16 protein-coding genes are annotated in these 12,173 nt (G+C 40.8%); all 16 read right to left on the minus strand.

Annotation, left to right across the window (positions count from 1 at the left end; genetic code table 11):
• Positions 1-17: 17 nt before the first annotated feature.
• The gene (gene flaG / locus NST79_RS18410; protein WP_015714794.1) at positions 18-347 is read right to left on the minus strand and encodes a flagellar protein FlaG; all 330 of its coding nucleotides are present in this window, start codon (positions 345-347) and stop codon (positions 18-20) included.
• A 233-nt stretch (positions 348-580) separates the two neighbouring features.
• Positions 581-1,420: a flagellin Hag gene (gene hag, locus NST79_RS18415; RefSeq protein ID WP_033884628.1), complete on the minus strand. Its 840-nt coding sequence runs from the start codon at positions 1,418-1,420 to the stop codon at positions 581-583.
• Positions 1,421-1,563: 143 nt separating this feature from the next.
• Positions 1,564-1,788 carry a carbon storage regulator CsrA gene (gene csrA / locus NST79_RS18420; protein WP_033884178.1) on the minus strand — a complete coding sequence of 75 codons (225 nt, stop codon included), beginning with the start codon at positions 1,786-1,788 and terminating at the stop codon, positions 1,564-1,566.
• Positions 1,782-2,213, minus strand: coding sequence for a flagellar assembly protein FliW (gene fliW / locus NST79_RS18425; protein WP_003228007.1), 432 nt, complete (start codon positions 2,211-2,213; stop codon positions 1,782-1,784). Before fliW ends, csrA begins: the two co-directional genes overlap by 7 nt.
• A gap of 20 nt (positions 2,214-2,233) precedes the next feature.
• A complete protein-coding gene (locus NST79_RS18430; RefSeq protein WP_015384781.1) occupies positions 2,234-2,809 on the minus strand; it encodes a DUF6470 family protein in 576 nt (191 codons plus the stop codon).
• 46 nt (positions 2,810-2,855) lie between these two features.
• Complete coding sequence (flgL, locus tag NST79_RS18435) at positions 2,856-3,752, minus strand: flagellar hook-associated protein FlgL (RefSeq protein ID WP_015714797.1); 897 nt, start codon at positions 3,750-3,752, stop codon at positions 2,856-2,858.
• Between the two features lie 10 nt (positions 3,753-3,762).
• On the minus strand, positions 3,763-5,286 hold the full coding sequence (gene flgK, locus NST79_RS18440; protein WP_003228001.1) for a flagellar hook-associated protein FlgK: 1,524 nt from the start codon (positions 5,284-5,286) through the stop codon (positions 3,763-3,765).
• Positions 5,287-5,304: 18 nt separating this feature from the next.
• Positions 5,305-5,787: a flagellar protein FlgN gene (gene flgN / locus NST79_RS18445; protein WP_014478127.1), complete on the minus strand. Its 483-nt coding sequence runs from the start codon at positions 5,785-5,787 to the stop codon at positions 5,305-5,307.
• Positions 5,788-5,802: 15 nt separating this feature from the next.
• Positions 5,803-6,069, minus strand: coding sequence for a flagellar biosynthesis anti-sigma factor FlgM (flgM, locus tag NST79_RS18450; RefSeq protein ID WP_014478128.1), 267 nt, complete (start codon positions 6,067-6,069; stop codon positions 5,803-5,805).
• An 80-nt stretch (positions 6,070-6,149) separates the two neighbouring features.
• Positions 6,150-6,569, minus strand: a complete 420-nt coding sequence (locus NST79_RS18455; RefSeq protein ID WP_212059110.1) for a TIGR03826 family flagellar region protein — start codon at positions 6,567-6,569, stop codon at positions 6,150-6,152.
• 72 nt (positions 6,570-6,641) lie between these two features.
• Entirely contained in the window at positions 6,642-7,364 is a 723-nt protein-coding gene (gene comFC / locus NST79_RS18460; RefSeq protein WP_212059112.1) for a ComF family protein, read from the minus strand.
• Positions 7,328-7,624 (minus strand): late competence protein ComFB, encoded by a 297-nt coding sequence (gene comFB / locus NST79_RS18465; RefSeq protein ID WP_015483764.1) that lies wholly within the window; start codon positions 7,622-7,624, stop codon positions 7,328-7,330. Before comFB ends, comFC begins: the two co-directional genes overlap by 37 nt.
• A 59-nt stretch (positions 7,625-7,683) precedes the next feature.
• Positions 7,684-9,075 carry an ATP-dependent helicase ComFA gene (comFA, locus tag NST79_RS18470; RefSeq protein ID WP_212059114.1) on the minus strand — a complete coding sequence of 464 codons (1,392 nt, stop codon included), beginning with the start codon at positions 9,073-9,075 and terminating at the stop codon, positions 7,684-7,686.
• Between the two features lie 105 nt (positions 9,076-9,180).
• Positions 9,181-10,026, minus strand: a complete 846-nt coding sequence (locus NST79_RS18475; RefSeq protein ID WP_003244125.1) for a DegV family protein — start codon at positions 10,024-10,026, stop codon at positions 9,181-9,183.
• 97 nt (positions 10,027-10,123) lie between these two features.
• Positions 10,124-10,813, minus strand: a complete 690-nt coding sequence (gene degU, locus NST79_RS18480; protein WP_003219701.1) for a two-component system response regulator DegU — start codon at positions 10,811-10,813, stop codon at positions 10,124-10,126.
• 82 nt (positions 10,814-10,895) lie between these two features.
• On the minus strand, positions 10,896-12,053 hold the full coding sequence (gene degS, locus NST79_RS18485; RefSeq protein ID WP_003227983.1) for a two-component sensor histidine kinase DegS: 1,158 nt from the start codon (positions 12,051-12,053) through the stop codon (positions 10,896-10,898).
• Positions 12,054-12,173: the final 120 nt, after the last annotated feature.

A 12,173-nucleotide genomic window follows, 5' to 3' on the forward strand; every position in this document is an offset into this window, starting at 1 on the left:
CTCAAACCACTCCTATTCTACTTTTTTTCATCTACAAATAACCCAAGAAATTCAGTCATAGCCGCATAAAAATCAAGCCACCGTTTTGGTGGAATTTCGCGGATCACTTCATTTGTAGAGTCCTCTATTACCTTTACATAGTATTCATTTAACTTGTCATGAAGCTCGAACTTCAGATGAACTTGCGAAGGTTCCAAAAGCTTGTTCATTTCCCCCACCATTTCAGCAAGATTGGTATCTGAAACTTGATGAACAGGAACCTCGTTATCATTATCTTTCTGATTATGTATTTGAGTATCATAACGATCCCAAACAGGTTGTAACGTAGTGAGCCTTTCAATGTTCAATTGATCATCCCCTATGCCCCAATCTATCGTTTATATCGACTAAATGGAGATAAGATTACACATATTTTTGGAAAAAAATCTTCTGTTTTAGATTTCTTGTTTGGAAATACATTTATAAAAAGTTAGTAGAGAATCCGGTTATTATATCATGAGTTAGTGACAGCAAGGGGGAAGTATTCGGAGCTAGAAATATTAAATAAAAGACCTTGGCGTTGCCAAGGTCTTTTTTAAAATTAACGTAACAATTGAAGTACGTTTTGCGGCTGTTGGTTTGCTTGAGCAAGCATCGCTTGAGAAGCCTGAGAAAGAATGTTGTTCTTTGTGAACTCGCTCATCTCTTTAGCCATGTCAACGTCACGGATACGAGACTCAGCAGCAGTCAGGTTTTCACCAGAAGCGCTCAAGTTATTGATTGTGTGCTCAAGACGGTTTTGTACCGCACCAAGTTTACCACGCTCAGAAGATACTTTGTTAATTGCAGAATCTACTTTAGTTAAAAGCGCATCTGTGTTAGCTGCCGTAGCTGTTGTTACTTTGTAATCTGCTTTTAACATGTCAAGACCTGTAGCCGCAGTACTCATATCCCCAATGTTAACTGTTAATTGTTGACCTTTGTTGGCACCGATTTGGAAAGTGAATCCATTTGTCTGCGTACCATCAAGAAGGTTTTTACCGTTAAAAGCTGTACGTTGAGAAATTCCATCTACCTCATCAAGAAGGTTATCAATTTCATCTTGAATGGCTTGAAGGTCTGTCGTTGCATCTTGAGTACCAGTGTTACCCGCTTGAACAGTTAACTCACGAACACGTTGAAGAATTGAGTGAGTTTCAGTCAATGCACCCTCAGCTGTTTGGATAAGAGAGATTCCGTCTTGAGAGTTTTTAGAAGCCATATCAAGACCTCTGATTTGTCCTCTCATTTTTTCAGAGATCGCAAGACCTGCTGCGTCATCTCCCGCACGGTTGATACGAAGACCTGAAGAAAGTTTCTCCATATTCTTTTGTGCTGCACCGTTGTTTGAAGACAAACGGTTCAGTGTGTTAAGCGCTGCAATATTGTGGTTAATTCTCATTTTTATTTCCTCCCTGAATATGTTGTTTAGGCACGTCCTTGTGCCTCAATTTTGTAATCGGCGGAGCCATTTTTGCCCTCTCCCGGCTACATCATTAATATCGGATTGTCTCTGATTTTGTTAATACAAAAATTAAAAAATCCTCACTTTTTTTGTGAGGATAATGCGGAGATCACATCGCTGGATAACGCTGCTGCACGGTTATTTTCTTCCTGAATGGTCAAATAAATTTCTTTCCTGTGAATATCAATATGCTTTGGGGCGTCAATTCCAAGCTTCACTTGATCCCCCTCAACCGCAATCACTTTTACTTCAATATCAGCACCTATTTGAATCGCTTCGCTTATTTTCCGCGATAAAACTAGCATGATTCTCCTCCAATCGGATGCTTTGTCGTATATGAGGAGTCGTGTAAAACGACTTGCTTAGCCATCATGTTCTTGCGATTCACAATAATGGGAGCCAATAAATTCGCAGTAGACTTTTCAAATGGCTCTGCCATAGTCAATATTGTCATGACTTCTACGTCTTGAATATTATCGATATCCAAAAGTTCAGCAGTTGATTCATCAAGATCAAATTCATAATTCTTAAAAAAGATAAACGGACTTACGACGATAAACGCAAGATTTTCTGAAGTGACGGACTGCAGTGCCACGAATGGAGAGTCTTCTGAAAGCGGAAGTATGACAAATTGTTTTTCTTCTAAAAAGCCTGGAATCCCGCTTTCAAAAAGAATGATTTGTTCTTCTTTTATGTTCATTTGGCCATGGTACTTCGTATGAATGATCATTGTTCACGATCCTTTTCTTTTTACTTTTCGGGTGATTCTTTCGGGTATTCTACATCTATATTTAAATCAGGGTATTGGAGCATGTCAACCTTAACATTTCCTGGCGTATATTCAACAATTGGCTTATGCGGCTCAGCCTGAATAACAGGCTTTCGCGGCGTAATCTGAACATCAAGCTGTGACGGAGTATATTGTATTTTCACCCTAGATAGAGAAGGAGCATAATTTTCGCCTAATTGAATTTGGTGCATTTCAGAGTTCCTCCTTGCTTGTGAAGCGATTGGGTTCCCCTTATTTTCAATCCTCATAAGCTCGTCGCCTTCTTCTGCAGTACGCGCTATTCCCTCCATTACATCCTCATGCCCTTGTTGTGCGGCTTCTTCAATTCTCTTGAAAACATGCTTTCTGTCTAATTCTTCCCATGCTTGTGTCTGGTCAATCGTGAGTTTTCCAGGTGTCACCGATATTTCCATTTCCGCACTCGGCTGTTCGATCTCTAGATCAGCTTGAGGCTGCTCCATTTTTAAGCTGGCAGGCGTCGTTGTTAAACCAATTTTTCCTTGAACACTATGCATAATCAATCTGGGAATCTGCATCACTCTACCTCCTGAACTATAAAAAAAGCGAACTCCTAAGAGCCGCTTACTTTAAAAAGTCAATCAATGTAGGCTGAACAATTTGCGCATTAACGGCCAGAGTAGCCCTGTGCACACTTTGCTGCGCAATAAATTCAGTTATTACTTCTTCCAGTTCTACATCTTCATTGTCTGATAACACTTTGGTAGCTGTTTCTTCTTGCGCTGACAGTCTTGTATTAACCAGTTCAAGACGATTATATCTCGCTCCAAGATCAGATCGTTCAGCGCTCATGCCGTCAGAAAAATGATCAATATCATCTAAAACACTGTCCATGCCATCTAGCGAACCAGAATTTAGTGCTTTCTCAAAAGAATCAAGCATTTCAAATACATTCTGCCCGCTTTCAGAAGTGCCTCCAAAAGCTGACTTTGGATCTGAATTCACTTTCAATGACATATTATTTGATATATTGACTACGACATCAGCTGTATCAGAAATTGTATAAGTTCCGTCTCCGTTATCTGTAACCGGAGGCTTATCTGAATTTGTGCCATTAAAGATATATCTGCCGTTCACTTGTGTATTCGCAATATTTAAAAGCTGTTCCTTTAACTGCTTTACCTCTACGCCAATCGCTTGCCGCTCCGACTCGCCGTTTGTATCATTTTGAGCTTCAACCGCTAATTCTCTGACCTTTGACAGGATGTCAATTCCTTCTGTAATGTTTGTTTCTGTGTTTTCGAGCCAGGTAAAGGCTTGAGAAGCATTGCTTTTGTACTGCTGCACTTGAGACAGTTGCGTATTATACTTTAAGCTTTTCATTGCTACTACAGGATCGTCGGAAGCTTTTGAGATTTTTTTCCCTGAAGAAATCTGCGACTGGAGTTTATCCAGCTTCGAGTAGCTCGAACCGATATATCTCAGTGAGTTTTGCTGTATCATGCCTTGTGTTACTCTCATGTGACTCTACCTACCTTCCTCCAACACCCATGCCGTTGATCACTTTATCAAGTAATTCATCTTGTAAAGTCACCATTCTTGCAGCTGCATTGTATGCGTGTTGAAATTGAATCATATTCGTCATTTCTTCGTCTAAAGAAACTGCGCTCATTTGCTGACGGTTTATGTCAGCATCATTTAGCTGTGTTTCTGTATTAGACGCCAGTCGATTAGCCTCTTGAGCTTCGATCCCTAGCTCGCCAATCAGACCCGCATAATAATCTAAAACACTAGTTTCTTTACCGTTAATGGTTATTTTACCGGTTAAAACATTTGCTAATTTTGTAGCATTTGCGTTATCGTTGGCTGCACCAGTCAGTGAGAAAGCAATGTTTGCGCCTTTTGAATCTATTATGCTGTCAGCCACTTTGATCTTGCCCGCCGCGCCCTTGGCAGGTTCAGTTTCACCGCCAGTAAAATCAAAAAAGTCTCCGCCTTGTTCACCGCTCTTGGTCACACCATTTCTGTGCACTTCATTGAAAGCTTTCGCGAATTCAAGCGCCATATTGTCAAGATCAGAAAGCATTTCCGGGTATACTCCCTTTTCTTGGCCATCTGCTGTTATATACCCATAAGACTCTATAAATCCTAAAAGGGATCCCTTGCTGCTAAAGGACTCCGCCTGCACAGCTGTATCCCCGATTGAAATACTTGATACTAACCCAGTTTCATTATCATAGTTGGCTGCAAGTTCTGAAACCTCGTAATTTTTACCGTCCAAAACAGTTCCTAGCGACTGTTTATTTTTATCAAGGATTTCAATTGATACAGTTCCTTCAGCAGATGCAAGTGCATTCCCGCCTGATTTGTTGTAGCTGACTTTGATATCAACCATTGAGGATAATTTATCGATCAGCAAATCTCGCTGGTCATATAAGCCATTCGGAAGAAGCCCGACCGGCTCTACTTGTGCAATTTGCTTATTTAAACTGTTTAACTGAGAAAGCAGAGAATTGACATCCAACACAGTTGTATTTAGCTCTGCTTTTAAATTCGATTGGACATTTGTAAGTGATTCAGAAATATAATTAAACGTTTCAGCTACAGCTTGTCCTTTTCGAGCAACAACAGAACGTGCACTTTCTTCATTTGTATTATTCGATAATTCCTGCAGGGAATTCCAAAACGAATTGAGCACACTGTTCAAGCCGCTGTCATCCGTTTCATTTAAAACGCCTTCCATTTGGGACAGCGCTTTGGCCTTCGTGTCATAGTATCCGGCACTGTTGTTTTGAAGACGGTATTGGTAGTCAAGAAAGATATCTCTTATTCTCTCAACTGATTTTCCTTGAACGCCCGTACCCATTTGTCCCGCTGTTTTTTCTGCGTTTTTAGATACAGCAGGGAAATAGTCCGTTGCCTCCAATGAGACCCGCTGCCTTGTATAACCATCAGTATTGGCATTTGCCACGTTATTTGCAGTAGTGCTTAAAGCTGCCTGCTGAGCGCTTAACGCCCGCCTTGCAGTTTCAAGCCCCATAAAGGTAGATGTCATTTTCTGAATTCCTTTCTGCTAAGCTTTTGAATCAAACAATTTCATTTGGCTGCTTTTCGGCAGCTCAGCTTTAATTGATTTGCTGTAATTGAAGTTATTTTCCTTAGGAACCAGCATATCGTACGAAATAGAGATGAATTGCAGCGCGTCTCTTGTCAGCTGCCTATTCATCTCATTTACCTTTTTCAGACGTCCGAGAACTTGAGAAAGAGATTCGTATAGTTGTTCCAGCTCTTCCTTTTCACTGCCTGAGGTTTTGGCGATACATGCGGAAATAGTATTATTTTCGCTATATCCGAGAAAGGCCGAAGTTGTTTTGATCCGGTCATCTTCTGTCTGCGTGATTGCTTGAATATATTTTTGCTCTTTTGTCAAAATGTTAGAAAGCTCTTTTGTTTTGCCGGCTTTGAGCGCTTCCGTCTTTTCTTCAGACAGCGTGAGCAGGTGCTCATGCAGAACGCAAAGTCGCTTCAAATGTTCAATAATTGCCTTCGCTGACATGGGCTTTCTCCTTTTTTATTGCTTTTTATAAAAATTAATCATATTTTTCGCGATATGATTTGCGTCTACTTTGTATGACCCATTTTCAATTTGCGCTTTAAGCTGCGCAATTTTTTCCTGTCGTGAACCAGTGACTGCGTCGGATGCATGTTGCATTTCTTTAGCCTGTGATGAAATTTCAATTTTATCTTGAGGCTGTGCAGCAGTTTTTTGCACCGCTTGCTTATCATAATTTTTTTGATATGGATTAACGGATTGTGTTCCAAATTGATTGATTTTCATAGGATTCCTCTCGCTTTCCGTTGCAGTCTTTAAACAATCTTAACCCTTTTATCGACTGCGTTTTCAGTTAGTTTAGGGAATCAGCTGTTTTTGGTATTATAGGCATAGTATGTGTCTTTTTCACTATTTTCTTTCTCGATTTTCAGAGCATCCTCGTGGTTCAAATGATCCATTTGATCCTTAATATCGGACTGGCAAGCCTTGCAGAACTTGCCTTCTCTAATCGATGTCCCGCACCTTTCACAAGGGTATGCCAAATTAGGAAGATGAGTGATCTGAATTCGCTTCTGCCTGATGAATTTCAATATCAGCTCTTCTTCCACACCTGTTTCCTCAGTTATCCGGCTCAAAGTTGATTGCCGGTTTTCCTGTTTTCTTAAAAATTTATAGACAGTCTCAAATGATTTTTCTTCTTCCTTAATACACGCCTGACATACAGTTTGCAGCTTTGTTTTTAAAAATAAAGCATTGCATTTCGGACAATTAGCCAGTTCTCCCATCTTTTTTCTCCTTATTAGATAATATGCCTGTGTCAATTTCTAGTGATTATATCGGCATAAAAACAGAATCATTTAGCTTCTGATCAAGGTAAAAGATGACACTGAAGCGGCTTTTCCTTTTTCTAATAAGCAGCGGGCTGCGAAGTGCAAGGTGGCGCCTGTTGTATAAAGATCGTCTATTAAAATGATATTCATACCTTCTGCTGAATTATTTTTTGTATCAAAAATGCGCTCTGACAGCAGGCGTTCTGTTTTCTTTTTCTTTGACTGTTTCTCATTATTCAGGCGAATGAGGGGATGGTGGGAAGGCCGGTCTAAACATTCTGCCAAGAGCTGTGCCTGGTTAAATCCGCGCTCTTCTTCCCGTTCCTTGCTCAGCGGAATAGGTACAAGAACAAAATGCTTATCGGGGTAAACCTTAGAAAAGGTTGAAGAAAAATCACTTTTAAATACATTTATGATTTCTGCATCTCCTCTAAATTTAAAACGGGAGAGCGTTTCTTTCATCATATCATTATATGTGTAAACTGAACGGTTTTGACGCAATAGCAAACTGTCTCTGCTCCTTGTTCTCCACACCTCGCAATCCCTGCATACGGCATGAACAGATTGAGGTCTGCCGCACAGGGGGCAGATATGTCCTGTGATTTTCTTTAATTTGCTTCTGCAAGAATAACAAACCTTTTCATCAGGCTTTAGTAAAAAAAGGGCTCTCCATGTAACATCTTGAGAAAATTGCGAATCACATAATAAACAGATCAGTTTATGAATGCCTCCTCCTGCTTCGTTTGACATAAATCGCTTGGACTCTCTGAAACTACTGCAGCAGATTCAGCCAAAATGACAAGCATTGCTGTGTTTTTTTGTTTATCTACCAGCTCAGCTTTCGTATATGCGATCTTTTTAAGATCAGTAACGTAGGATGGACTCACTTTGTTTAAAGAAAGTGCCAATACATCGTTTTGGCATACTTGGCAAGTACAGGCCATATGAAGCTGGTCCATATATCGGTCGAGCAGTTCTTTCATTACGATTTCTTTTGAATTGACAAGCATTTTTACAGCTCCTCATCATCGGTTATATGAGTATACTGTACCACGTTTTCAAATAATGGCTAGTCTGTACATTCAACTTTTGCTGCCAATTCATTCATTTCTTTTATATGCTTTCTTGCATCGAGCATACTCTTTGTTTTGCCGAAGTGAAAGAAAATGACATCGCCGTCCGCATATTCTTTATGCCGGCCGGTTCTTCCTGCAATTTGAACAAGTGCGCTTTCCGTAAAGATAGACGATTCCGCTCCTAGTACACCCGTTTGCACCTTGGGGACTGTGACGCCTCTTTCCAGTATTGTTGTTGTGATTAATAGATCGAGCTGACCATCTCTGAATTGCTGCACTTTCTCCTTTCTATGCTTGTCTTCCGCGTGCACAGATGCGGTTCGGCAATGAACACCTTTAAAGCACGCAGCAGCCTTTTCCAGAATAGAAACGGAAGGAACGAATAAAAAAACAGGCCTCCCTTCTTTTACATGAAACTCTATCCATCTTTTCACCGCTGGCGGAATTTTATTTCGGTTTAATTTCTTCTTCCAGTTTCCACACCATACAAAGCGCGGTTCGGGTAAAGGTTTCCGGTGGTGTCTTGCGGGGATGCGAACTGAATGTAACTGTCCGTTCAGTGCTTTTCTTTTTAATTCTTTAGGAGGTGTTGCACTTAAATAAACGAGGGTGCTGTTTTTCTTTCTTGCTTTTTGAACAGCGAATTGAAGGGTTTGATCAGCAGAATATGGAAAAGCGTCAACTTCATCAATGATCATAACATCGATTGCATCTTTATATCGCAAAAGCTGATGCGTAGTGGAAATCATAAGCGGAGATAGCCGCCCTTTGTCATCGCTTCCTCCGTAAAGCGCTGAAATGTCAGCACCCTGAAAGGCAGCCTTGAGTCTTGGAGCAAGCTCTAATACAACATCGGTGCGAGGTGTTGCAATACATACACGCAGTCCTTGATTTAACGCTGATTCTATACCAGGAAACAGCATTTCTGTTTTGCCAGCGCCGCAAACCGCCCAGATGAGGAGCTCTTCTTTTTTTGATATTGCTTCAATTAAAACATTGGCGGCTTTTTGCTGTCCGCTTGAAAGCTTGCCATCCCATGTCAGCTTAATAGACTTCCAGTTTGATTCATTTTCCTCTTTCCATGAATATAAAGGAACCTCCTCACTCACTCTGCCCATCATGACACAGGAACGGCAATACAGCTTATTCTTTCCAGATGAGTGATAAAAAGAAAAATACCGCTGATCAGTTTGTCCGCACCTATTACATCTATATCTCCGTTTATTTATGGATATAGAATTTTCAGCAGTGATATATCCATTCTTGATATGCCATTCAATCATCTCATCGGAAAATGAGAGCTCAGTCCTGAGCAAATGACGGCTTCGAAGCGTCTGCTGCAATTCTTTTGAAAAGGAACTGTTTTTTTCAACTGGCACATTCACATAGCACGCCTCCTTTCGAAACAGTATGCCTGAATGAATATTTTCTGTCCAACTATTAAAATAAGAATATAAAAAAATCTCCGCTCTAAAAACGGAGATTTGGCCTTATTTAAAACACCAGCAAATTCCTAACGCACCTTCACCCAAATGAGTGCCGATTACCGCGCCAAAATAGCTGTTATAAAATTCAACATGAGGATATTTTGCAGAAAGCTCTTCAATGATTTTCGCTGCTTCTTCCTCTCGATTAGCGTGGATAACAGCAGCTCGCATAGGCAACCCTTTACTCGCATCTTCGTCTAAAAGCTCATAAATTCGCGAAATTGCTTTTTTACGTGTGCGAATCTTCTCAAAAGGCACAATTACCTTATTGTCAAAATGAAGGATAGGCTTTACCTTTAGAAGACTACCAATGAAGGCTTGGGCGCTGCTTAATCGCCCGCCGCGCTGAAGATGGGCTAAGTCATCTACCATAAAATAAGCTCGAACTGTTTTTTTCATTTCTTCCAGTTCTTTTATAATATCTTCCGGCGATGATGCTCCGTTTTTGATTAATTCAGCAGCTTTAAGGGCATAAAAGCCTTGAGCCAAGCAGCTGATCTCTGAGTCAAATGGATACACATCAATATTGTCGACCATCGAATCAGCCGCTGCTGCACTGCTGAATGTTCCGCTGATCCCGCTGGAAAGATGGATACTGATAACCGCATCATAAGACTTGCCAAGCTCTTCATACAACGCAACCAGCTCGCCGATTGGCGGCTGAGAAGTCGTCGGGAGCTCATTATGTTTTTTCACTTCTTCATAAAAGCTTTTCCAGTCCAACTCAATTTCTTCACGGTAAGTCTCCTCCCTAAAAACAACCTGGAGAGGGATCATATGTATCTGATGTTGTTCACGCATTTCTTTCGGAATATATGCCGTGCTGTCTGTTACGACTGCAATATTCATAGCTTCGATACCTGCCTTATTGCTTTATAACTCTATTGTAAGGGAAACGGCAGCCTAAAAAAAGACCTGCCTAGTAAAAGGCAAGTCTCCTATTATACTATCTCATTTCTACCCAGCCATTTTTAATGGCGACCACAACGGCTTGCGTCCGGTCGTTTACATTCATTTTTTGTAAAATATTGCTGACATGGTTTTTAACGGTTTTCTCACTGATAAACAATGATTCACCAATACCGCGGTTGCTTTTTCCGTCTGCAAGCATCTGCAGCACTTCACATTCCCGCCTAGTTAAAATATGTAATGGTCTGCGGATTTCAGGGTAAACCTCATGTTGAGGGTGTGCAGAAACTCCGCTTGTTGCAAGGCGGCGGAATTCGTTAACGAGGTTGTGAGTAACCTTCGGATGGAGGTAAGATCCGCCCTCAGCCACTACTTTAACCGCTTCAATTAATGTATCAGCATCCATCTCTTTCAGCAGATAACCTCTTGCACCTGTTTTCAGGGCATGTGTTACATAATTTTCGTCATCGTGAATTGATAGAATAATTACTTTAGATTCAGGATACAGCTCTACAAGCTGTTTTGTAGCTTCCACACCATTTACGTTTGGCATATTGATATCCATGATCACAACATCAGGATGATAGTGCTCAACAATACGAGCCGCTTCGTCCCCGTCATCACCTTCGGCTACCACTTCAAAGGTAGGTTCAAAATCCAATATCCGTTTAACACCTTCACGAAATAACTGATGGTCGTCGATAATAACAATGTTTACTTTAGTCACAAGCCACGCCTCCTTGTATTATTGTTCTATATACTCTAGCATTCGGTCAATATGCCTTTTGGCTCTATTTTACAAATCATAGTCAAAGAGATAACGGAACCTTAATCATAATAAATGTCCCAAGACCTATTTTCGAATCTATTGTCATCGTTCCTTCCAATAAATCTACTCTTTCTTTCATGCCCAGCAAGCCGAATGATTTGTTTTTCTTCTCTTTCGCTTCCTTCAGGTCGAACCCTTTACCGTTATCTTTTATCATTAAAATCACAAAATCCTTTGTGATCTCAACTTTGACTGTAATTTCTTCAGATTCAGAATGCTTTAGCGCATTAGACACAGCTTCCTGTGCGAGCCTGAAGAGCGCAACCTCAAACTGAGGCGCTAGCCTCTGATCCTCTGTTTCTCCAATGCACTGAAAATGTATTTTGACCTTCCCGTTATATTCCTCGGTTGTATATAGATATTTTCTTAAAGTTGGAATCAGGCCTAGGTCATCAAGGGCCATCGGTCTTAAATCATATATAATCCTTCTCACTTCGTAAAGGGCATTCCGAACATTTTGGCGTAGATTTTTAATTTCTTGGAATCCGTCCTCTGCGCCCCGGTCACGGAAAATCCGCTCGATTAATTCCGATCTCATCATAACATTCGCCAGCATTTGAGCGGGTCCGTCATGGATTTCTCTTGAGACTCTTTTTCGCTCTTCTTCCTGCGCCTCAATGATTCTTAAGCCGAAATCCTGTTTTGCCTGAGCATCAGCAAGAAGCAGTCCAACTTCGCGCAAATCCTGATTCAAGTAGTTGAGCACAACTGTAATTTGGCTTACTAATGATTCTGACCGCTCAATGATTTCCTGAAGCCCTAGCAATCTGCGCTCCAAATCGTCCCGCCGTTCGCGCAATTGCTTCTCACGCTGCTGGATCATCGTCAATTCTACCTGCAGCTTATGGGCTTTTTCATAAGCATTGCGGATTTCCTCTTCACTGAATCTATGAAAATTACGGCTGACCTCGGATAAACGGTTTCTCGCATGGCGAGTTTGCACTTCAAGTTTATCGCCAAGCTCAATCACTTCATACACCTGCTGTTTAATTTGTTTCAGTTCTTCGACCAGCTGTTCATACTGCTGGCGTGACTGCTCCCCGATTTGAAAAACTTCGTCCTTGCTCCCGTCAACGGTTTTCAGCATCTTCATCAAAATAGAATCCAGCACTTTGGAATCCATCTTTGTTTTATTCATAATTTCCCTCCGTCACGGCGTTGTCATATATTTTTATTATAAATGTAATTGATCTGCAAATTATGTCGAATTATAATGAAAGAATGCGTATATTCTAGAAAAAAACATTTTTATATACTC

This window comes from Bacillus sp. PS196 (genome assembly GCF_037963555.1).
Classification (GTDB): Bacteria; Bacillota; Bacilli; order Bacillales; family Bacillaceae; genus Bacillus; species Bacillus subtilis.